This window comes from Saccharothrix sp. AJ9571 (genome assembly GCF_021725495.1).
GTDB classification, from domain to species: Bacteria; Actinomycetota; Actinomycetes; order Mycobacteriales; family Pseudonocardiaceae; genus Amycolatopsis; species Amycolatopsis magusensis.
In genome coordinates this window covers 4,557,664-4,577,972 of sequence record NZ_CP091382.1, presented here as the reverse complement: position 1 = coordinate 4,577,972, position 20,309 = coordinate 4,557,664, and the positions used below count along the sequence as shown (strand labels likewise).

The window sequence follows — 20,309 nt, the reverse complement described above, 5'->3', positions numbered from 1 at the left end:
CGAAGTCCACACTCGGGTTCGGCGGTCGGGGAGCTGGGGAGGGGTCAGGTGCAGCGTTCGTGCATGGGGGTGGTGCCCGCGGGGATGGCGTCCAGCTTCCACATGCCGTTTTCCAGCACCATCGGCAGGGTCAGGTGCCACCGGACGCACGGCTCCGGCAGGTCCACCGGCCCGTCCTGCGGGTCCTGCGTGCTGGTGAACCCGATCAGCGACTGCAGCGTGCCGTCCCCCATGGCTTCGATGCGGTAGACGAGGATGCTGCCGTCCTTGGTGCTGCGGTAGTCGGCCTCCCACTCCACCTTGGACTTCGCCTGCGCGCGCGGTTTGGTCACCGTGGTCTTCCACAGCTCGTAGTTGCGCGCGTTGATCGCGTCGAAGTAGTTCTGCAGCAGGGCGCGCACCCCGTCGGCGTGCGGGTGCGCGGCGGCGTCCGGCGTCATTTCGACGACCGGGGAGCCCGGCTGCTGCTCGGGCGCCAGCGACTGCGAGGTGCGCGTGGCGATCACCCCGGTGTCCGCGGCGGCGTCCGGCTTGCGGTAGACCTCCCTGGCGAGCAACCCGCCGCCGACGGTCAGCGAGACGACCACGATCAGCGCGGGCACCAGCCAGCGGCCACGGGCGGGAGCGAGGGGCGAAGCTGGCACACCCAGAGCGTAGTAAACCCCCTACCCCACTTGGTGCAGCCAGGTCACCGGAGCGCCGTCACCGGCGTGCCGGAACGGCTCGAGAGCCTCGTCCCATGCCGCGCCGAGCAGCTCGTCGAGCTTGTGCGCGAACTGCTCACCGGCCCGGCTGCGGGCCACCAGTGAGCGCAACTGGTCCTCGCCCACGACGATGTCGCCGTTGGCGCTGGTGCGGCCGTGCCACAGGCCGATCACCGGCGCGTAGCAGAACCGCTCGCCGTCGACGCCCGGGCTGGGCTCTTCGACGACCTCGAAGCGCAGCATCGGCCACGCCTTCAGCGCGGACGCCAGCCTCGCGGCCGTGCCCGCCGGTGCGCGCCAGGAGACTTCGGTGCGCAACTGTCCCGCGGCGGCCGGCTGGGCCGTCCACCGCAGATCTGCTCGGCCACCCAGGGTGCCCGAAATAGCCCACTCGACGTGCGGGCACACCGCAGACGGCGACGAGTGGACGTACACCACGCCACGGGTGTTTCCACGGGTGCTCACTGGTGACCTCCGCTGCTCGACGAGATGCGTCTTCCCCTACGACCTCTCGAACTTCGGCGGCCCACTCGTGACGCGCTGCGCACATTGTGCACCTCATCCATGCCTTTTGGCCACATGAACCCCAGAAGTCGCAGGGAGATCACCGCCCGGGGGTGCCCCGGCCACCCGGATGGACCCGCTACCGTGTGCTGCGGCAGCACCGCGCAGCACGGCAGGACACTGGGGAGGACCGGCATGCGGCTCGTCCGCCTGGCACAGCAGCCCTCCCGGGTGGCCGACGACATCCGCGCCGCGCTGGCCTCGCTCGGCCGCGGCAACACCGTGGTCGGCGGGGTGGCGCTGATCGGGGTGTCGCCGCCCGGGTTCGCCCAGCCGGTGGACGCCGTGGTCCTGCTCCCGCGTGGCGTGCTCATCGTAGTCGGTGTCGACCTCCCCGATCCGGCGATGCGGTTGCACGCGCCGCTCACCGGGCAGTGGAAGGCCGACGGCTGGCCGCTCGTGGGCACCGAGGACACGGTCAACCCGGCCACCGAGGCGCTGGCCACCTCCGAAAAGATCGCGCGCCACCTGCGCGACACCGAGCCGTCGACCACCACGATCGGCACCATCGTCGCCGTCGGCCCGTACGTCGAGCAGGTCGACCAGCCCCCGGCGGATCTGGCGGGCGCGGTCCGCGTGCTGCACCCGACGCCGACCGCGATGCTCGCCGCCACCGTCTCGCTCGCCTCCGCGAGCCAGCCGAGCACGGTGGTCCAGGCGCGGGCGATGCTGGCCGCGCTGGCCGAGAACGCCCCGGCGCTGAGCGACGAGGTGCTCGCCGCGGAAGGCTTCGCCCCGGTGATCCTGGCCGAGCCCGAGCGGACCGAGCCGGTGGACAGCCCGCTCCACGTCATCCCGCCGACCGTGCCCGCCGAGCACCCGCCGGCGAAGGCGAAGATCGTGCGCACACCCCCGAGGACGCCGCCGGTCGCGGTGGCGAACGTGCGCCGCCCCGGGCCCCCGCCACCACCGCCGCAGGCCCGGCCGCCCCAGCAAACCCCGCAGGTCCACCAATCGCGGCAGACGCGGCAAGTCCAGCCGCCCCCGCCTAAGGCACCGGCCAAGCCCGCGTTCCAGCTGCCGAAACTGCCGAAGCTGCCGCCGTTGATGAAGGACGGCAAGCCGGTGCGCTGGCTGCCGTTCGCCGCCGTCGGCCTGCTGCTGGTGCTGCTGGTCTCGGCCGTGCTGGTGGCGTCGAACCAGGACGGCAGCGAGGCGGCCGCCCCGGAGCAGGGGCCGAGCCAGACCACCACGGCCGCGCCGACCGGGCAGAACGTCGACGGCATGGGCTTTTCCCAGGTCGCCGCCGAAGCGGGCACCCAGTGCACCCCGCACGCCTTCGGCGACACCAAGACCGTGCTGGAGACCACGCCCTGCGCACGCCTGCGCCGCGCCAGCTTCGAGGTGGCGGTGGACGGCCGCCGCGCCGCGGTCACCCTGGCCGCGCTCGACTTCCCGAACGCGGAGCAGGCGGAGACCTTCAAGCAGTTCGTCGACTTTCCCGGCAACGGCGGCATCACCGACCTCGCGGTGGAGACCCAGCGCTGGACCGGCAGGCCGCCGACGTTCAGCGGAGCGGCCTACGCCAGCACGGGCGCGCAGTCCTCGGTGCTCATCGCGCAGGCGTGCTGGCTGGACGGCCCGTCCACTTCGGACGATCCCGGCCTCGGCAGGGCCGCCAAGGCCGGGCTCACCATGCAACTGCCCGGCTGAACGCGCTGGGCACGTTTCAGAGGCCGTATTCCTCCAGCAGGCGGAGCCAGATCTCGCTGATCGTCGGATAGGCCGGTACGGCGTGCCACAGCCGCTTCAACGGCACCTCGCCGACCACGGCGATGGTGGCCGCGTGCAGCAGTTCCGCGACATCCGGCCCGGTGAACGTCACACCGAGGATGACCTCGCGCTCGGTGTCGACCACCATGCGCACCTTGCCCTCGTACCCGTCCGCGTGCAGCGACGAGCCGGCGACCGCGATGTCGAGGTCGACCACCCGGTGCGGCTTGCCGTCCTCGGCGTCGGTGAGACCGATCGAGGCGACCTCGGGGTCGGTGAAGACCACCTGCGGCACGGCGGTGTGGTCGGCCGTGGTGGCGTAGGCGCTCCACGGTTCCGGCTCGATCCGCTCGCCCTTCGCCCTGGCGGCGATCACGTCGCCGACCACCCTGGCCTGGTACTTGCCCTGGTGGGTCAGCGGCGCGCGGCCGGTCACGTCGCCCGCGGCGTACAGCCAGCCACCGTCCACACCGGACGCCCGGCCGGAGTCGTCCACGGCCAGCGCGTCGCCGTCGCGGAGCCCGGCCACGGCCAGGCCGAGGCCGTCGGTGGCGGGCCTGCGGCCGGTCGCCACCAGGAACTCGTCGGCCAGCACCTCGCCGCCGCCGGTCAGCTCGATGCGGATCACACCATCCTTTTCGGACACGCGCTCGGCGCCGGAGTTCGCGTGCACCTGGACGCCGTCCGCCCGCAGGCCCTCGGCCACCAGGTCACCGGCGAACTCCGGGTACCGCGGCAGCGGGCGCTCACCGGTGATGATCAGGTCCACCCGCGAGCCGAGCTTCGCGAAGGCCTGCGCCATTTCCACGCCGACCACGCCACCGCCGAGCACCGCCAGCCTGCCGGGGACCTCACTCGCCGAGGTGGCCTCACGGGAACCCCAGGTGCGCACGTCGGCGATGCCGGGGATGTCCGGTGTGCGCGGCACGCTGCCGGTGCACACGACCACCGCGTGCCGGGCGCGCAGCACCTGGTCGCCGACGGTGACCTCGCGTTCGCCGGTGATCCTGCCCACGCCGCGCACCGCCACGATGCCCGCGCCCTCGGCCCAGCTCACCTGACCGGCATCGTCCCAATGCGACGTGAACGAGTCGCGGCGGGCGAACACGGCGGCCGGATCCACCCGGTCGCCGGCGGGCACGCCCGGCAGCCGGTGGGCCGCGGCGAGCGCGATTCCCGGCCGCAGCAACGCCTTGCTGGGCATGCACGCCCAGTACGAGCACTCGCCGCCGAAGCGCTCGGATTCCACGAGCGCGGCGGTCAGCCCGCCGCGGACCGCGCGGGCCGCGACGTTCTCCCCGACGGGACCGCCGCCGATCACCACGACGTCATAACCGTTGTCTGCCATGGGTGCCAGCGCACACCAGCCGGGGCCGTGGCGCAAGTAGGACACTCGGCCGTGGCGGGTATCCTCGCGAGCGACTTCGTACAGGCCGCTTTCGCCTGCGATCACCATCGAGCACTGGGAGCACTTCGTGGCCAGGAACACCGCGGTCCAACTGCTGGACGACATCACGGGCGAACCCGCCGAGGAAACGGTTCGGTTCGAACTGGACGGGGTGACCTACGACATCGACCTGTCCGGGTCCAACGCGGACCGGCTCAGGGAAATCCTCGACCCGTTCGTGACCAACGGGCGCCGCACCGGCGGCCGGAAGAAGGTCGCGCGGCGCCGCACCGCGAAGGGCCGGGCGGCCGCGAAGCGCACCGCCGCCAAGAAGACCGCCGCGGCTCCGGCCGCCGCCAAGAAGGCCACGACCGAGAAGGCCACTGCCGCTAAGGCCGCAGCGGAGAAGGTCACTGCGGGCAAGGCCACTGCTGGCAAGGCCGCGGCGGGCAAGGCCGCGGCAGAGAAGGCCGCCGCGGGGAAGGCCGCGCCGGAGAAAGGCGTGACCGAGAAGGCTGGGACCGCGAAGGCTCAGTCCGAGAAGGCTGGAACGTCGAAGGCCGGGGCCGCGAAGGCTGGGGCTGCGAAGGTCGCGGCGAAGGCGGCGCCGAAGAAGACCACCGCGAGGAAGGCCCCGGCGGAGAAGGCGACCGAGAAAGCCGTCGCCGAAAAGCCCGCCGCGGCGAAGAAGCCCGCTGCCGCCAACAAGCCGGCCGCGAAGAAGACCACGTCCGCGGCCAAGACCGCGACGCCGGCCGCGACGGCGAAGGCCACCCCCGCCGCCGCCAAGACCCCGGCGAAGCGGGCCCCGCGCAAGGCCCCGCCCGTCACCTTCTCCGCCGCCGAGTAGTCCGCGAATGCTGTGAGTGGGGCATTACTAGCGATAAATGCTAGTAATGCCCCACTCATAGCGTTTTCAGTTCTTCGACGATTTCGCCGACCGAGCTCTTGGCGTCCCCGAAGAGCATGCTGGTTTTGGTGTCGTAGAACAGGTCGTTGTCCACGCCGGCGAAGCCCGAGTTCATCGAGCGCTTGAGCACGATCACCGAGCGGCTGGTGTTCACCTTCAGGATCGGCATGCCGTAGATCGGTGAGCCCGGGTCGGTCTCCGCCGCCGGGTTGACCACGTCGTTCGCGCCGATCACCAGTGCCACGTCGGTCTGCGGGAAGTCCGAGTTGATCTCGTCCATCTCCTTGAGCCGCTCGTAGGGCACGTCCGCCTCGGCCAGCAGCACGTTCATGTGCCCCGGCATCCGGCCCGCCACCGGGTGGATCGCGTAGGAGACCTGGATCCCCTTGCCCTCCAACAGGTCCGCCATCTCCCGTACGGCGTGCTGCGCCTGCGCCACGGCCATGCCGTACCCCGGCACGACCACCACCCGCCCGGCGTAGGCCATCTGGATCGCGGTGTCCGCGGCACTGGTCGCGCGCACCGGCCGCTCGGGGCCCGACTTCCCGGCGCTCACCGGCGTCCCGCCGAAACCACCGGCCACGATCGCCGGGATCGACCGGTTCATCGCCTTGGCCATCAGGTTCGTCAGGATCGAACCCGAGGCACCGACGATCATGCCCGCCACGATCAACGCGGTGTTGTCCAGCGCCAGCCCCATCGCCGCGGCCGACAAGCCGGTGAGCGCGTTGAGCAGCGAGATCACCACCGGCATGTCCGCGCCGCCGATCGGCAGCACCACCATCACACCGAGCAGCGCGGACGCGACCAGCAGCCCGGCCATCAACCAGCCGGAACCCGAACCCGCCGCGATCGCCACACCGCAGCCGAGCGCGGCCAGCAACAGCAGCAGGTTCAGCGGCTGTTGCAGCTTGCCCACCGACACCGGCCGCCCGGTGATCAGTTCCTGCAGCTTGCCGAAGGCGATGTTGGAGCCCCAGAACGAGATCGAGCCGACCAGCGCGGAGAACAGCGAGGCGATCGCCACGTACGCCGGTTCGTGCGCGTACCCCTCCGTGCTGCGGAACTCGACCCACGCGATCAGCGCCACCGCCCCGCCGCCGACGCCGTTGAACAGCGCCACCATCTGCGGCATCGCGGTCATCTTCACCTTGCGCGCGGCGGGCACGCCGACCAGCACGCCCAGCACCACGCCGAGCACGATCAGACCCCAGTTGCCCATCCCGGGTGTGAGCAGCGTCGCGACCACCGCGAGGACCATGCCCGCGGCGGCGATCCAGTTGCCGCGCACCGCGGTCCGCGGCCCGGTCAGGCCCATCAGGCCGTAGACGAACATCGCGAACGCGACGATGTAGAGAACCGCGATGAACTCGGTCACGCGTCCTCCTTCTTCGCGGCGGGCGCGCGCTTGCCCTTGAACATCGAGAGCATGCGGTCGGTCACCAGGAAACCGCCGACGACGTTGATCGTGCCGAACGCGATCGCGATCACCAGCAGGACCTTGTTCAGCACCCCGTCCACGCCGAGGCCGAGCACGATCAGCCCGCCGAGCAGCACGATGCCGTGGATGGCGTTCGTGCCCGACATCAGCGGTGTGTGCAGCGTGTTCGGCACCTTCGAGATCACCGCGAAGCCGAGGAAGCCCGCGAGCACCAGGATCGCCAGGTTCTGCAGCATCAGTCCCGTCCCTCCCCCGTGACACACGCTCCGGCGACCACTTCGTCGGAGAAGTCCAGCGCCAGCGCGCCTTCGTCGTTCAGCAGCGAGCCGAGCAGTTCGGTCAGGTTGCGCGAGTACAACTCGCTGGCGTGCGCGGGCATGCCGGCGGGCAGGTTCAGCGGTGAGCTGATCGTCACGCCGTGGCGCACCACGTCCTGGCCCGCTTCGGTGAGTTCGCAGTTGCCACCGGACTCCCCGGCGAGGTCGACGACCACGCCGCCGGAAGGCATGCCCCGCACGGCTTCCGCGGTGACCAGCACCGGCGCCTGCCGCCCGGGGACCAGCGCGGTGGTGATCACCACGTCGAACCGGGTGATCGCCTCGGTGAGCCGTCGTTGCTGCTCGGCGCGTTCGTCGGCGGTCAGCTCGCGGGCGTAACCCCCTTCGCCGACGGCCTCGATGCCGAGGTCGAGCCACTGCGCACCGACCGACCGGACCTGTTCGGCGACCTCGGGCCGCACGTCGTACCCGGTGGTCCGCGCGCCCAGCCGCCGCGCGGTGGCCAGCGCCTGGAGCCCGGCCACCCCGGCGCCGAGCACCAGCACCTTGGCCGGTGCCACGGTGCCGGCGGCGGTGGTGAGCATCGGGAAGAAGCGGGTGAGCCGCTCGGCGGCGAGCAGCACCGCGCGGTACCCGGCGACGCTGCTCTGTGAGGACAGCGCGTCCATCGCCTGCGCGCGGGTGATCCGCGGGATGGACTCCACCGCGAAGGCGGTCACGCCGCCCTCGGCCAGCTCTTTGATCCTCTCCACATTGGACAGTGGAGCGAGGAAGCCGATCAGCACGGTGCCCGGCGCCAGCCGGGTGGCCTCCACCGCGGTCGGCGGCGCGACCTTGAGCACCACCCGGGCCGCCCACGCCTCACCGATCGTGGCTCCGACACTTTCGAAGTCACTGTCGGTGATCAGTGCCGCGTCGCCCGCCCCGCTTTCCACGATCACCTTCAGCCCGCGGGCGACCAGCCGCTCGACTGCCTTCGGCACCAGCGCCACCCGGCGTTCCCCAGGTAGCGACTCCTTCACCACACCGACCGTCACCGGCCCGGACTCGGCCACCACGCGACCTCCTCGACCTTGAGGATGGAGCACGAACGAACACGTACTGTGTTCTGGATCACTCCAGGTGTATCACACAGAGTGGCCTGATCGCTCCCGTCTTCAGGAGGTCCTTTGCCAATTCGGTACCCCGAGCACGATCAGCCGGAGCCGCTTCTCCGCCGTTCGCACCACTCGCGCGGTCGCCTCGGGCCCGTTCGCCTCGATCAGCTCCAGCACGGTGGCCTGCATCGCGGCGACGATGAGCTCCGCCATCATGTGCAGGTCCTCGGTGTCCCAGTCGCGCAGGTAGTCGAACCGGGCCAGGTCGACGGCCAGTTCGCTGGAGAACAACCGCAGTTCCAGCCCGATCGCCGCGGGTACCGCCCCGGTACCCGCGTAGCGCTCGCGCAGCAGGAAGCGGAAGTGGTCCTTGTGCTCGCGGACGTGCTCCTCGAGTAGCGCCACCGACGCGCTGATGACGTCCTGGAAGGCCCGCTTGTCCCGCCGAGCCGCGCGCAGCATCCCGCGCAGCGCCTGCATCGACTCTTCGACCAGCACCACGCCGAGTTCTTCCATCGAAGCGAAGTGGCGGTAGAAGGCGGTCGGCACGATGCCTGCCGACTTGGTGACCTCGCGCAGGCTCAGCGTGGCGAACACGCGGTCCGCCAGCAGGTTCAGCGCCCCGTCCAGCAGCGCGCGGCGGGTCCGCTGCTTGCGCTCGGAGCGGCTGACGGGTTCGGCGGTCACGAGCCGAAGCCTATCCGCCGCCTCCGGACTATCGCCCACGTCACATCGGGGCGCGCTCACGTTGACATCCCTGGCTGGTGCTCCACACTGTTCAGTGTACAGATGTTCACTGAATGGAGAGGTGCCATGGGCAAGCTCGCTTCGGTCGCCGAGGCCCTGCTCACCCCTCACGGCGTGGACCGCTATCTGGAACTCATCGATCCGATGCTGGTGCGCCGGGAGATCCGGGGCCGGGTGACCGCCGTGCGACGGCAGACGCCGAGCACGCTGACGCTGACCATCCGCCCCAGCCGGGCCTGGCGCGGCTTCAGCGCCGGTCAGTACGTGCGGGTGACGGTCACCATCGACGGGGTCCGGCGCACCCGCTGCTACTCCCCCGCCTGCTCGCAGTACCGGTCCGACGGTCAGCTCGAACTGACCGTGAAGGCCATCGACGACGGCCTGGTCTCGGGCTACCTGCACCGGCACGCGGAGCCGGGCATGGTGCTGGGCCTGTCCGAGCCGGACGGGACCTTCGGCCTGCCGGACCCGCGGCCCGGGCACGTGCTGCTGATCAGCGGCGGCAGCGGGATCACCCCGGTGCTGTCGATGCTGCGGACGCTGGCCGACGAGGACCACCCCGGCCAGGTCGCGCTGCTGCACTACGAGAACGAGCCCGCGGACCTGCCCTACCGCGCCGAACTGGCCGGACTGGTGGCGGGCAGGCCGAACTTCCGGGTCCGGTTCGCCTGCACGATGACCGAGCGGGGCGGCGACCTGCACGGCTTCTTCTCCCGGGCGCACCTGGACCAGGTGGCGCCGTGGTTCGGCGAGGCCGAGACCTTCCTGTGCGGCCCGGTGCCGCTGATGGACTCGGTGCGCAAGGAGTACGCCGACGAGGGTTTGGGTGAACGACTGCACACCGAGGAGTTCACCCCGCCCGCCTTCGCCGCCGAAGCCGGTGAGGTCACCGGGCAGGTGCGTTTCGCCCGCAGCGGCAAGGAGTTCGCCAACACCGGCAAGCCGCTGCTGGAGCAGGCCGAGGACGCGGGCCTGCGGCCGGAGCACGGCTGCCGCATGGGCATCTGCTTCTCGTGCACGCAGGTGAAGACCAGCGGCCCGGTGCGCAACCTGCGCACGGGCGAGGTCTCCGCCGAGGACAACGAGGAAATCCAGCTGTGCATCTCCGCCCCCTGCGGGGACGTCGAGATCAACGCGTGAACGAAAGGACTTCTGCGATGACTGGCTTGCAGGACCGGCTCACCCCCGAACAGGTCGAGGAATTCGGCCGCGAACTGGACGAGTTGCGGCAGCGGATCGTGGCCGATCTCGGCCAGGAGGACGTGGACTACATCCACAAGATGATCAAAACCCAGCGCGGCCTCGAGGTCGCCGGGCGCGGGCTGATGTTCGCCGGCTTCTTCCCGCCGGCCTGGCTCGCCGGGGTCGGCGCGCTGTCGCTGGCGAAGATCCTGGACAACATGGAGATCGGGCACAACGTCATGCACGGCCAGTACGACTGGACCCGTGACCCGGCGCTGAGCTCGCAGAACTTCGAGTGGGACACGGTGGCGCCCTCGGACAACTGGCGCCACTCGCACAACTACATCCACCACACCTACACCAACATCCTCGACAAGGACCGCGACATCGGTTACGGGATCCTGCGGATGGACCCCGAGCAGAAGTGGCACCCGTACTACCTGGGCAACCCGGTCTACGCCTCGCTGCTGGCGCTGCTGTTCCAGTGGGGCGTGATGCTGCACGACCTCGAGGTGGACCGGGTGCTCAAGGGCGAGCGCAAGTGGTCGGACTTCAAGGAGGTCCGGGCGAAGATCGTGCGCAAGGCCGCGCGGCAGTTCGGCAAGGACTACGTGTTCTTCCCGCTGCTGACCGGGCCGATGGCGCCGCTGACGCTGGCGGGCAACGCCGGCGCGAACCTGATCCGCAACCTGTGGGCGTTTTCCATCATCTTCTGCGGGCACTTCCCGGCCGAGGTGGAGAGCTTCACCGAGGCCGAGACCGAGGCGGAGAACCGCGGGCAGTGGTACCTGCGGCAGATCCTCGGCTCGGCGAACATCTCCGGCGGCAAGCTGTTCCACATCCTGTCCGGCAACCTCTCGCACCAGATCGAGCACCACCTGTTCCCGGACATCCCGGCCAGGCGGTACCCGCAGATCGCCCCGGAGGTCCGTGCCATCTGCGAGAAGTACGGCCTGCCGTACCACACCGGCCCGCTGCGCAAGCAGCTGTTCTCGGTGGCGCGCAAGATCGTGAAGCTGGCGCTGCCCGGCAAGGAGCAGCCGGAGCCGGGTCCCCGTACCGTGGTCGGTGACCGGCAACCCGCGGCGGCTTGAGGCAGGACGACAACCATGGTGGGTCAGTTCGAAAGCGGCAAGGACACCGTGCAGGAGCTCACGGAATCGGCCGCCACCCATATCGGCAACATCGCGACCATCATCACCGGCGCGGTGCGTGACATCGCCAGGGAAACCGGCGACTGGCTCACGGACGTGATCGAGATGCGCGAGGCGTCGCTGCGTGCTCGCGAGGACGAAGAGTTCGGTGTTCCGGGAACCGTTCCGCGCGTGGACGACCCGGAGAAGTAGGGGGATAACCCGGTAGTCGGCCCAGCGCCGGAAGAGGCAGGCTGACCCTCGTGCGGAACGCGGGTCCCCCTCTTTTCCGGCGCTGGGCCGTCGAACCGTGGCGCGGGCGGTTCTGGGCCGAACTGGGCTGGATCCTGGTCGGCCTGCCGCTGGCCCTGCTCAGCCTCATCGGCACCGCGCTGGTCCTGCTGTCCGGTATCGCGCTGAGCCCGTTGCTGATCGGGCTGCCGATGGTGGCCGGCGCGCTGCTCGCCGCCCGGGCACTCGGCGGGACGCACCGGCGGCTGGTGGGGACCTTCCTGGGTCTGAAACTTACTGGTCCGACCAGTAAACCAGCTACTTTCCGGACATCACTCACCGACGGTCCCGGCTGGCGCGCGGTCGCCTACCTGGTGCTCCGCGTCCCGCTGGCCACGATCGACCTGCTGGTGACGGCGTTCCTGCTGCTGTACGGACTGGGCACGCTGACTTACCCGCTCTGGTGGTTCGTGCTCGACGGGCGGCCGTTGCCTTTGCTCGACATCGGCACCGCGGGCCTGCTGCCGTCCCTCCCGCTGGCGCTGCTCGCAGCCGCACTGCTGCTGGCCACCCCGGCGCTGGTCCACCTGGTGCTGGGCCTGGACCGGCTGCTGGCCCGCGCCCTGCTCGGCCCGACCACGCTCAGCGAACGCGTGCGCGACCTGGAACGGAGCCGGGCCGCCGTGGTCGAAACCGCGGACGTGAAACTGCGCCGGATCGAACGGGACCTGCACGACGGTGCCCAGGCGCAACTGGTCGCGCTGGCGATGAAACTGGGCGTGGCCAAGGACGAACTGGAAGCCGCCCAGGTGGACCTCGACCGGTTGCGCGCACTGGTCACCGCCGCGCACACCGGCGCGAAGGACGCGCTGGCCGAACTCCGCGACCTGGCGCGCGGCATCCACCCCGCCGCACTGGACGCCGGGCTCGAGGTCGCACTGTCCACTTTGGCCGCCCGCAGCGAGGCCGAGGTGAAGGTGCTGGTGTCGCTGCCCGAACGCCCACCGGCCGCGATCGAGTCCATCCTGTACTTCAGCGCGGCGGAACTGCTGACCAACGCGATCAAGCACGCCGGGGTGGACCGCGCCGAACTGCAACTGTTCGAACTGGATTCGGTGCTGCGGTTGTTCGTCTCCGACCGGGGCCGGGGCGGGGCACGGGTACACCCGTCCGGCGGGCTGGCCGGGCTGGCCGACCGGCTGCGGGCGGTGGACGGCTACCTGTCGATCGACAGCCCGCCCGGCGGGCCTACGGTGGTCGTGGTCGAGATTCCGGTCTAGGGGGGTGCTGGTGCGGGTAGTGATCGCGGAGGATTCGACCATCCTGCGTGCCGGCCTGGCCGAATTGCTCACCCTGCGCGGGCACGAGGTCGCCGCCGCGGTGAAGGACGGCGAGGCGCTGCGGGCCGCGGTGGCCGCGCACCGGCCGGACGTGTCCATTGTGGACATCCGCATGCCGCCGGCGTTCACCGACGAGGGGCTGCGCGCGGCGATCGCGTTGCGGGCGGCGAACCGGGGTGAGCCGATCCTGCTGTTCTCCCAGTACATCGAAACGAAGTACGCGGCGGAACTGCTGGCCGATCGCGCGGGCGGGGTCGGGTACCTGCTCAAGGACCGGGTCGCCGAGGTGTCCGACTTCCTGGCCGCGCTGAGCCGGGTGGCCGCCGGGGAGACCGTGCTCGATCCCGAGGTGGTCACCCAGCTGTTCGGGGCCACCAGGAAGGCGGGCGTGCTGGCCACGCTGACCCAGCGCGAACGGGAAGTGCTGGAACTGATGGCGCAGGGCCGCTCGAACGCGGCGATCGCGAGCACGCTGTTCCTCTCCCCCGGTTCGGTGGAGAAGTACGTGACGAGCCTGTTCGGCAAGCTGGGCCTGGCGCCGTCCGACGGGGACAACCGGCGCGTGCTCGCCGTGCTGCGGTACCTCGAGTCGTGAGGTTACCGTGGGAGCCATGCATTCCACGGAGATCGAGGTCCGCACCGGCGACACCGCCGTGGTGCACGACCTGACCAAGGAAGCGGAGTCGTTCCTCGCCGAGCACGGCGCGGAGGACGGCCTGCTGCACGTGTGGGTGCCGCACGCCACCTCCGGGCTGGCGATCCTGGAGACCGGCGCCGGCAGCGACGACGACCTGCTCGCCGCGCTCGACGACCTGCTCCCCCGCGACAACCGCTGGCGGCACCAGCACGGCACCCGTGGTCACGGCCGCGACCACGTGCTGCCCGCGCTGCTGCCGCCGTACGCCTCGGTGCCGGTGATCGGCGGGGTGATGGCGCTGGGCACCTGGCAGTCGGTCTGCCTAGTGGACACCAACGTGGACAACCCCGTCCGGCGCGTCCGCTTCAGCTTCCTCGCGGGCTGACCGGACAGGCTTGGTAGGCCACAGCAGCACCACCAGCCCGGCCGCGAGCAGGGCGCCGAGCACCCAGACCCCGGTCGCCACGTCGGGTGCGCCCGGCGTGCCCTGCAGCAGGCTGCGCAGGCCCTCGGCGGAGAACCGGAACGGGGTCCACGACCAGAGCAGCCAGCGGTAACCCTCGTGCAGCAGCTCCGGGACCTGCCCGGCGACCGCGGGCGCGAGCAGGTAGAGCAGCCCGAGCACGGCCATCGCCCGCACGCCGAGCGACCGCAGCAGCCCGGTTTGCAGCGCGGCGAAGGCGGCGGTGGTCAGCAGCAGGAAACCGAGCACGTCCCAGCCCAACGGCAGTGACGAGTCCCACAGCTTCGCGAACCCGGCGACCACCCCGGTGACGAGCACGCTGGTCGCCGCGACCTGGGTGAGCCGCGTGCTCGCGCTCGGCCGGTGCGCACGCCGCGTGGACACCAGGACCAGCACCGCACCCGCGGCCAGCAACCGGCCCAGGCGAGGGCGCTGAACGCCAGCGGTGCCGTCCGCCCGGCCACGCTCGCCGGGTGCACGGTCTGGACCTGCGCGCCACCGCCGAGCGCCTGCGCCACGCCGGTGAGCGCCTGCTGCGCGACCTGCGTCCCGGCCGGGTTGACCGCGCCGGAGACCACCACGACCGGCGGCTGCCCCAGTTCGAGGACGCCGTAGACCGCCTTGTCGTCGAGCAGTTGCCGCGCCTGCTCCGGCGTGGCGATCCGCCAGGCCAGCTGGGCACCGCCCTGCGCCGCGATCCACTCCGCCACCGCGCGCGGCGGCCCGTCGGGCGCGGCCACCGCGACGGGCAACCGGTCCGGCGCCACCGTCGCCTGCGCCGAAGGTCAGGAACCCGAACACCACGGCTACCACCGCGCCGGCCAGCGCCGCGGCCACCGGCACCATCCGTTCGGCCATCTCTCCACCTCCTTTTCATCGACCGTTGAAATCTGTCCGCAAGGTAGGCCCGCGGTGGCGGTGAAGTCAACACGCGTTGAAAAGTCGCCCGGGTACCGTCGGCCCGGTGAACCCCACTCCTCACCGGCTGGTGCTCTGGGACATCGACCTGACCCTGGTGGACCTGCGCGGCCTCGGCGGCCGCTGGTACACCGACGCGCTGCTCGCGGTCACCGGCACCCCGCTGCGCGAACTGCCGTCGTTCCCCGGGCGCACCGAACGCGCGATCACCACGGAAATCCTGACCGCACACGGGATCGAACCGACCGACGAGCTGATCCAGCGCATGTGGCGCGAACTGGTGCGGCTGTCCGAACACGGCCGGGCCACGCTCGCCGAATTCGGCCACGCGCTGCCCGGCGCCGCCCTCACACTGTCCACTTTGGCCGGTCAGGGGGTGGTGCAGTCACTGGTCACCGGGAACCTGCCGGAGATCGCGCTGCACAAACTGGCGGCGTTCGACCTGCACGACCACCTCGACCTGGAGATCGGCGGCTACGGCACGCTCTCGGCACACCGGCCGGACCTGGTCGCACACGCCATCGAGCGCGCCTCGGAAAAGCACGGGCGGCCGTTCGCCCCCGAAGTGGTCGCCGTGGTGGGCGACACCCCGCACGACGTCACGGCGGCACTGGCACACGGCGCCATCGCCGTCGGCGTCGCCACCGGACGGCACTCAGCCGAAGAACTCGCGGACTCGGGCGCGCACACCGTACTCACCGACCTGTCGGACACCGACGCCGTCGTCCGCGCCCTCACCGCCGCCTAACCCCGCCACCCCCGCACGCACGCGAGCCCCACGCTCAGGACCTCAAGCCAGCCAAGCCGGAGAGGGCCCTGAATGCTATGAGTGGGGCATTACTTGCGTTGAATGCAAGTAATGCCCCACTCATAGCATTCAGCGTGGGCTGGTGGGGCTTGCCGGGACGGTGGTTCGTTGCGCGGCGGGCACGGCTCGGTAGCTGCGCAGGATCCGCTGGATCTCGTCCTTCGTGGTGAAGTCCGGGGCGGTCTGGTCGGCGTAGACCGCGAGCAGCACGGTGCCCGGTTTCGCGGTGTCCGCCGAACTCGCCGCGATCACCCCGACCACCGCCTGCTTCGCCAGGCACGGGTGCCCGCCGCTGGTGGTCACGTCGACCAGCCGGAGCGTGGCCGGGCGGGTTTTGCCGTCGCCGAGCGACATCTCCGCCGCTTCGGGCGGGCCGACTCGCAGTTGCGGCGGCGGACCGTCCCAGGTGTACGCCCGGTTCGCCACCGAGGTCGCGAACTGCTCGGTGGCCGCCGCCGGATCGGTCTGGGTGTCCGACTTGGCCCCGGCACCGCCCAGCCGCGCGTCGTCGTCCGCCGGGCAGAAGCCGTCGCCGTAGAAGGCACTTGTCGACATGACGACCTTCGGCTGGCCTTCGCCCTCCCAGCCGTGCACCGTGCCCGGCTTCGGCGTCCAGCGGGCGGGCACGTCATAGGCGTAGGCACCTTCCCCACCTGCGACCGACTGCCAGCCGTCGACCACCGCGGGCACGACCACCTTCGGCGGCGGCGTGTACGGCGCGCGGGAGGTCGGCGGCGGCGGCGTGTGGTCCGTCGCGTCCGAACCCTGCTGACTGAGGAAGTACCCGGCGCCGAACAGGATCACCGCGAAGAACCCGAACGCCGCGCCGGAGGACCGGCGCGGCTGCTCGCTCACTTGGCGACGAGCTGCTTCAGGTGCTCGACGACCGCGTCCACGGCCACCTCGGCGCGCTCGCCGGACAGCCGGTCCTTCACCTCGACCACGCCGTTGGCCAGGCCGCGCCCGACCACCAGGATCGTCGGCACGCCCACCAGTTCGGCGTCGGCGAACTTCACGCCGGGCGTGGCCTTGCGGTCGTCGAGCAGCACCCGCACGCCCGCCGCGTCCAGCTCGGCCGCCAGCTTCTCGGCCCCGGCCGCCACCGTCTCGTCCTTGCCCGCGATGACCACGTGCACGTCCGCCGGGGCGACCGCGCGCGGCCAGACCAGGCCCAGCTCGTCGTGGTGCTGCTCGGCGATGGCGGCGACCAGGCGCGAGACGCCGATGCCGTAGGAGCCCATGGTGATCCGGACCGGCTTCGAATCGGGGCCCAGCGCGTCCAGCTCGAAGGCGTCGGCGTACTTGCGGCCCAGCTGGAAGATGTGCCCGATCTCGATGCCGCGGGCGGCGACCAGCGTGCCCTGGCCATCGGGCGACGCGTCGCCCTCGCGGACCTCGGCCGCTTCGATGGTGCCGTCGGGGGTGAAGTCGCGGCCGGCGACCAGGTCCACCACGTGGTGGTCGGCCTGGTCGGCGCCGGTCACCCAGGCGGTGCCGGTGACCACGCGGGGGTCGACCAGGTAGCGGACCTTGTTGTCCAGCAGCGCCTTCGGCCCGATGTAACCCTTGACCAGGAACGGGTTCCCGGTGAAGTCGGCCTCTTCGAGCAGGGCGACCTCGGCGGGCTCGACGGCGGCTTCGAGGCGCTTCATGTCGACCTCGCGGTCGCCGGGGAGGCCGACGGCCAGCAGCTGCCACTCCTTGGCGCCCGGCTCCCGGGTCTTCACCAGCACGTTCTTCAGCGTGTCGGCGGCGGTGAACTGCCTGCCGAGGTCCGCCTGGTTGAGGAAGTCGACCAGGGTCTCGATGGTCGGCGTGTTCGGCGTGTGGTGCACCTGCGCGGCGGGCTGGTCGTCGACCGGCAGCGCGGGGGGCGCGGGGGTGGTGACCGCTTCGACGTTGGCCGCGTAACCGGACTCGGTGCTGCGGACGTAGGTGTCCTCACCGGTCGGGGCGACCGCGAGGAACTCCTCGGAGGCCGAACCGCCCATGGCGCCGGAGGTCGCGGCGACCACGACGTACTCCAGGCCGAGGCGGTCGAAGATCCTGATGTAGGCGGCCCGGTGCGCCTGGTAGGACCGCTCGAGGCCCTCGTCGTCGAGGTCGAAGGAGTAGGAGTCCTTCATCACGAACTCGCGGCCGCGCAGGATGCCCGCGCGGGGGCGCGCTTCGTCGCGGTACTTGGTCTGGATCTGGTACAGCGTGACCGGGTAGTCCTTGTAGGAGCTGTACTCGCCCTTCACGGTGAGCGTGAACAGCTCCTCGTGGGTGGGGCCGAGCAGGTAGTCGGCGCCGCGGCGGTCCTTGAGGCGGAAGAGGTTGTCGCCGTACTCGGTCCAGCGGTTGGTGGCCTCGTAGGGTTCCTTCGGCAGCAGCGCGGGGAACTGGATCTCCTGCGCGCCGAAGGCGTTCATCTCCTCGCGGACGATGTCCTCGATGCGCCGCAGCACCTTCAGGCCGAGCGGGAGCCAGGAGTAACCGCCGGGGGCGACCCGGCGGACGTAGCCGGCGCGGACCAGCAGGCGGTGGCTGGGCACTTCGGCGTCCGCCGGATCCTCGCGCAGGGTGCGGAGGAACAACGACGACATCCTGGTGATCACTACGGCTCCTAGGGGCACACGGGCGTTCAGCGCAGGATAGTCAACCGGCGCCGAACAGCTGCAACGGGCTGATTGTCGGTGGTGGCGCCTACCGTGCCCCCATGACTGTTCAGCTGGGCGCGGTGACCATCGACTGCGCCGATCCGCGGAAGCTCGCCGAGTTCTGGACCGAAGCGCTCGGCTCGGAGGTCGTCGTCGACCACGGGGGCGAGTACCTGCTGCTCACCCCCGCCTCGCCGGACGGGGTGATGATCGGCCTGCAGCGGGTGGAGCAGCCGCGGGGCGGGAAGAGCCGGGTGCACATGGACCTGCGCACCGAGGACCGCCAAGCGGAGGTGAAGCGACTGGTCGCACTGGGCGCCACGGAGATCGAAGAGCACCACGCCCCGGGACTGGCATGGACAGTCCTCACCGACCCTGAAGACAACATCTTCTGCGTAGGCAGCGCGGAATAACCCGGCCCCACGTTCGCCCCCGCGAGCCCGAACCCCACACTCGGGGAGCTGAGTTCGGCATTCAAGCAGCCCGGCCGACGCTCGGTCCGGCGAGTCCCACACTCACGCAGCCGAGTCCCACACTCACGCAGCCGAACCCCACACTCGGGCGGCCGAGTTCCACGCTCGGATAGCCGAGGTTCGCGCTCGGGCGGCCGAGTTCCACGCTCGGATAGCCGAGGTTCGCGCTCGGGCCGACGGAGTTCCACGTTCGAGGCAACCGAGGCCGCGCCCGGTACGGCGAGTCCCACACTCAGGCACCCGAGTTCCGCACTCGGGTAGCCGAGGTTCACGCTCGGGCCGACGGTGTTCCGCGTCCGGGGCAGCCGAGGCCGGGCCCGGTCCGGCGAGTTCCACACTCGCGTAGCTGAGTCCCACACTGAGGTAGCCGAGTCCCACACTCGGGCGGCCGAGTTCCGCACTCGGGTAGCCGAGTTCCACGCTCGGCTCGGCGAGATTTGTTCGGGGTAGCCGAGTTCTGCCTGGGGTGACATCGGGCGGCCGGGGGTGTGCGTTCGAGGCGTGAGGGGCGCGCGTAAGTGACAGGGTCCGGCGCGCTCAGGCGTCGCAGGCCACCTTCGGACCTGTGGCGATCGAGGGACCCATCAGTGTCGCCCCCTAGGAACCCTGCGTGGTGTCGACTGGCCGGACGTATCCGTGCCAGCGCGAGGAGATGGCGAAGCCGCACCGTTCGTAGATGCCCACGGCGGCGTTCGCGTTTTCCGCGTCCACGCCCAGCGAAGCTCGTTCGTACCCGGCTGCCCGCGCTTCCTCGAGGGTGTGCCCGAGCAGCGCCGAAGCCACGCCCCGGCCTCGCAGCTCGGGCAAGGTGGCCACGTGCGAAATGTACAGCTCCCGCACACCCGTCGCCTTGGCGTCGCTTTCGTAGAAGTCGCTGAGCACCAGGGAGACGACCTCATCCCCGCGCAGCAACAGGAACGACAGCTCCGGGCGGAAGGAGGCGCTGTTCGTCACCAGGTGCCGCCACGCCTCCGGGCTTTGCACGGTGCTGCCCCAGTGCTCGGCGAACGTGATGTTCCGGGCGGTCAGCACCGCGTCGAAGTACTCGTCCTCGTAGGTCACCAGCGAGAACTCGGACGGCAGCGCCCGCTTCGGCGGCAGCGCGCCCAGGTCCGCGCGCATGTCGAAGAAGTCGCGCGCCCGGCGGTAACCGGCCTTCTCCAGCTGCCCGGAGTACCACCGCTGGTTCTCGTGCCCGTGCCCGTGCAGCTCCAGCGGCGCGTCCGGGAACACCTTCAGGTGACGTTCGCGGCCCGCTCGCTCCACCCAGGCCAGTACCCGCGCGCCGAGTTCGTCCGTCCGGTGCTCCGGGTGCACGGTCGCCTCGAACCGCAGCTGGTGCACCGGGTCGGCGCCGTCGCGGACCCGCACCAGTGCGTAGGCGATCAGCTGCTCCCCCGCCCACCAGCTCAGCGAACCGTGCTCCAGGTCGACGTTCGGGCTGGTGATGCTCTCGCTGATGTCCTCGGCGCTCTCGTGCTCCCCCGTCGGGTCGGCGGCCTCCGCGATGGCGAACAGGTCGGCGAGCGCCGCCACGTCGGGCAGGGTCAGCGGTCGCCGGGTCACCTCGGAGCGTTCCATGTGACGCAGCCTAAATCGGCCCCCATCGCCCGGCCCACCGAATTTCCGCGCCGGTTACCC

20 protein-coding genes and 1 pseudogene are annotated in these 20,309 nt (G+C 70.9%); 10 read left to right on the top strand and 11 right to left on the bottom strand.

Annotated elements, in window-relative coordinates; genetic code table 11:
- Positions 1-44: 44 nt before the first annotated feature.
- Together L3Q67_RS21075 and L3Q67_RS21070 are read right to left on the bottom strand one after the other, a co-directional pair.
- Positions 45-644, bottom strand: a complete 600-nt coding sequence (locus L3Q67_RS21075; RefSeq protein ID WP_499191098.1) for a hypothetical protein — start codon at positions 642-644, stop codon at positions 45-47.
- Between the two features lie 21 nt (positions 645-665).
- Complete coding sequence (locus tag L3Q67_RS21070) at positions 666-1,169, bottom strand: DUF3145 domain-containing protein (protein WP_209669365.1); 504 nt, start codon at positions 1,167-1,169, stop codon at positions 666-668.
- Between the two features lie 234 nt (positions 1,170-1,403).
- Here L3Q67_RS21070 and L3Q67_RS21065 point away from each other — a divergent pair, with 234 nt between their 5' ends.
- On the top strand, positions 1,404-2,921 hold the full coding sequence (locus tag L3Q67_RS21065; protein WP_499191097.1) for a hypothetical protein: 1,518 nt from the start codon (positions 1,404-1,406) through the stop codon (positions 2,919-2,921).
- Positions 2,922-2,937: 16 nt separating this feature from the next.
- Here L3Q67_RS21065 and L3Q67_RS21060 read toward each other — a convergent pair whose 3' ends face one another.
- Positions 2,938-4,329 carry a dihydrolipoyl dehydrogenase family protein gene (locus tag L3Q67_RS21060; RefSeq protein ID WP_499191096.1) on the bottom strand — a complete coding sequence of 464 codons (1,392 nt, stop codon included), beginning with the start codon at positions 4,327-4,329 and terminating at the stop codon, positions 2,938-2,940.
- 127 nt (positions 4,330-4,456) lie between these two features.
- Between L3Q67_RS21060 and L3Q67_RS21055 the strand changes: the two genes are divergently transcribed.
- Positions 4,457-5,218 carry a histone-like nucleoid-structuring protein Lsr2 gene (locus L3Q67_RS21055; protein WP_499191095.1) on the top strand — a complete coding sequence of 254 codons (762 nt, stop codon included), beginning with the start codon at positions 4,457-4,459 and terminating at the stop codon, positions 5,216-5,218.
- 55 nt (positions 5,219-5,273) lie between these two features.
- Here the strand turns inward: L3Q67_RS21055 and L3Q67_RS21050 are convergent, their stop codons facing one another.
- From L3Q67_RS21050 to L3Q67_RS21035, 4 genes are all read right to left on the bottom strand, one after another.
- A complete protein-coding gene (locus L3Q67_RS21050; RefSeq protein WP_499191094.1) occupies positions 5,274-6,656 on the bottom strand; it encodes an NAD(P)(+) transhydrogenase (Re/Si-specific) subunit beta in 1,383 nt (460 codons plus the stop codon).
- The gene (locus tag L3Q67_RS21045) at positions 6,653-6,955 is read right to left on the bottom strand and encodes an NAD(P) transhydrogenase subunit alpha part 2 (RefSeq protein ID WP_209669375.1); all 303 of its coding nucleotides are present in this window, start codon (positions 6,953-6,955) and stop codon (positions 6,653-6,655) included. The genes L3Q67_RS21050 and L3Q67_RS21045 overlap by 4 nt, the downstream gene beginning before the upstream one ends.
- Positions 6,955-8,055 (bottom strand): NAD(P) transhydrogenase subunit alpha, encoded by a 1,101-nt coding sequence (locus L3Q67_RS21040; RefSeq protein WP_499191093.1) that lies wholly within the window; start codon positions 8,053-8,055, stop codon positions 6,955-6,957. Before L3Q67_RS21040 ends, L3Q67_RS21045 begins: the two co-directional genes overlap by 1 nt.
- Before the next feature lie 99 nt (positions 8,056-8,154).
- Positions 8,155-8,781, bottom strand: a complete 627-nt coding sequence (locus L3Q67_RS21035) for a TetR family transcriptional regulator (RefSeq protein ID WP_499191092.1) — start codon at positions 8,779-8,781, stop codon at positions 8,155-8,157.
- A gap of 126 nt (positions 8,782-8,907) precedes the next feature.
- Between L3Q67_RS21035 and L3Q67_RS21030 the strand changes: the two genes are divergently transcribed.
- The 6 genes from L3Q67_RS21030 to L3Q67_RS21005 are packed head-to-tail and all read left to right on the top strand — an operon-like array spanning position 8,908 to position 13,749.
- Positions 8,908-9,981 (top strand): ferredoxin reductase, encoded by a 1,074-nt coding sequence (locus L3Q67_RS21030; RefSeq protein ID WP_499191091.1) that lies wholly within the window; start codon positions 8,908-8,910, stop codon positions 9,979-9,981.
- Positions 9,982-9,998: 17 nt separating this feature from the next.
- Positions 9,999-11,117, top strand: a complete 1,119-nt coding sequence (locus L3Q67_RS21025; protein ID WP_499191090.1) for a fatty acid desaturase family protein — start codon at positions 9,999-10,001, stop codon at positions 11,115-11,117.
- A gap of 15 nt (positions 11,118-11,132) precedes the next feature.
- A complete protein-coding gene (locus L3Q67_RS21020) occupies positions 11,133-11,369 on the top strand; it encodes a hypothetical protein (protein WP_499191089.1) in 237 nt (78 codons plus the stop codon).
- A 50-nt stretch (positions 11,370-11,419) separates the two neighbouring features.
- Positions 11,420-12,667 carry a sensor histidine kinase gene (locus L3Q67_RS21015; RefSeq protein ID WP_499191088.1) on the top strand — a complete coding sequence of 416 codons (1,248 nt, stop codon included), beginning with the start codon at positions 11,420-11,422 and terminating at the stop codon, positions 12,665-12,667.
- A 10-nt stretch (positions 12,668-12,677) separates the two neighbouring features.
- Positions 12,678-13,322, top strand: a complete 645-nt coding sequence (locus L3Q67_RS21010; RefSeq protein ID WP_499191087.1) for a response regulator transcription factor — start codon at positions 12,678-12,680, stop codon at positions 13,320-13,322.
- 16 nt (positions 13,323-13,338) lie between these two features.
- Positions 13,339-13,749 carry a secondary thiamine-phosphate synthase enzyme YjbQ gene (locus tag L3Q67_RS21005; protein WP_209669382.1) on the top strand — a complete coding sequence of 137 codons (411 nt, stop codon included), beginning with the start codon at positions 13,339-13,341 and terminating at the stop codon, positions 13,747-13,749.
- Here L3Q67_RS21005 and L3Q67_RS21000 read toward each other — a convergent pair.
- Positions 13,687-14,673: pseudogene (locus L3Q67_RS21000) on the bottom strand (ABC transporter permease). The gene L3Q67_RS21005 and the pseudogene L3Q67_RS21000 sit on opposite strands and share 63 nt — an antisense overlap.
- Before the next feature lie 118 nt (positions 14,674-14,791).
- Here L3Q67_RS21000 and L3Q67_RS20995 point away from each other — a divergent pair.
- On the top strand, positions 14,792-15,493 hold the full coding sequence (locus L3Q67_RS20995) for an HAD family hydrolase (RefSeq protein WP_499191086.1): 702 nt from the start codon (positions 14,792-14,794) through the stop codon (positions 15,491-15,493).
- 129 nt (positions 15,494-15,622) lie between these two features.
- On the opposite strand, the gene L3Q67_RS20990 is transcribed toward L3Q67_RS20995, so the two are convergent.
- Together L3Q67_RS20990 and L3Q67_RS20985 are read right to left on the bottom strand one after the other, a co-directional pair.
- Complete coding sequence (locus L3Q67_RS20990; RefSeq protein WP_499191085.1) at positions 15,623-16,408, bottom strand: DUF8017 domain-containing protein; 786 nt, start codon at positions 16,406-16,408, stop codon at positions 15,623-15,625.
- On the bottom strand, positions 16,405-18,153 hold the full coding sequence (locus tag L3Q67_RS20985; protein ID WP_499191084.1) for a proline--tRNA ligase: 1,749 nt from the start codon (positions 18,151-18,153) through the stop codon (positions 16,405-16,407). The genes L3Q67_RS20990 and L3Q67_RS20985 overlap by 4 nt, the downstream gene beginning before the upstream one ends.
- Positions 18,154-18,254: 101 nt before the next feature.
- Between L3Q67_RS20985 and L3Q67_RS20980 the strand changes: the two genes are divergently transcribed.
- Positions 18,255-18,608: a VOC family protein gene (locus tag L3Q67_RS20980; protein ID WP_499191083.1), complete on the top strand. Its 354-nt coding sequence runs from the start codon at positions 18,255-18,257 to the stop codon at positions 18,606-18,608.
- A 657-nt stretch (positions 18,609-19,265) separates the two neighbouring features.
- Here L3Q67_RS20980 and L3Q67_RS20975 read toward each other — a convergent pair.
- Positions 19,266-20,249 (bottom strand): GNAT family N-acetyltransferase, encoded by a 984-nt coding sequence (locus L3Q67_RS20975; protein ID WP_499191082.1) that lies wholly within the window; start codon positions 20,247-20,249, stop codon positions 19,266-19,268.
- Between the last annotated feature and the right edge of the window lie 60 nt (positions 20,250-20,309).

Coding starts and splice junctions, on each gene's coding strand:
- L3Q67_RS21065 (WP_499191097.1), top strand. CDS start 1,404: ATGCGGCTCGTCCGCCTGGCACAGCAGCCCTCCCGGGTGGCCGACGAC.
- L3Q67_RS21060 (WP_499191096.1), bottom strand. CDS start 4,329: ATGGCAGACAACGGTTATGACGTCGTGGTGATCGGCGGCGGTCCCGTC.
- L3Q67_RS21045 (WP_209669375.1), bottom strand. CDS start 6,955: ATGCTGCAGAACCTGGCGATCCTGGTGCTCGCGGGCTTCCTCGGCTTC.
- L3Q67_RS21030 (WP_499191091.1), top strand. CDS start 8,908: ATGGGCAAGCTCGCTTCGGTCGCCGAGGCCCTGCTCACCCCTCACGGC.
- L3Q67_RS21025 (WP_499191090.1), top strand. CDS start 9,999: ATGACTGGCTTGCAGGACCGGCTCACCCCCGAACAGGTCGAGGAATTC.
- L3Q67_RS21020 (WP_499191089.1), top strand. CDS start 11,133: ATGGTGGGTCAGTTCGAAAGCGGCAAGGACACCGTGCAGGAGCTCACG.
- L3Q67_RS21005 (WP_209669382.1), top strand. CDS start 13,339: ATGCATTCCACGGAGATCGAGGTCCGCACCGGCGACACCGCCGTGGTG.
- L3Q67_RS20980 (WP_499191083.1), top strand. CDS start 18,255: ATGACTGTTCAGCTGGGCGCGGTGACCATCGACTGCGCCGATCCGCGG.
- L3Q67_RS20975 (WP_499191082.1), bottom strand. CDS start 20,249: ATGGAACGCTCCGAGGTGACCCGGCGACCGCTGACCCTGCCCGACGTG.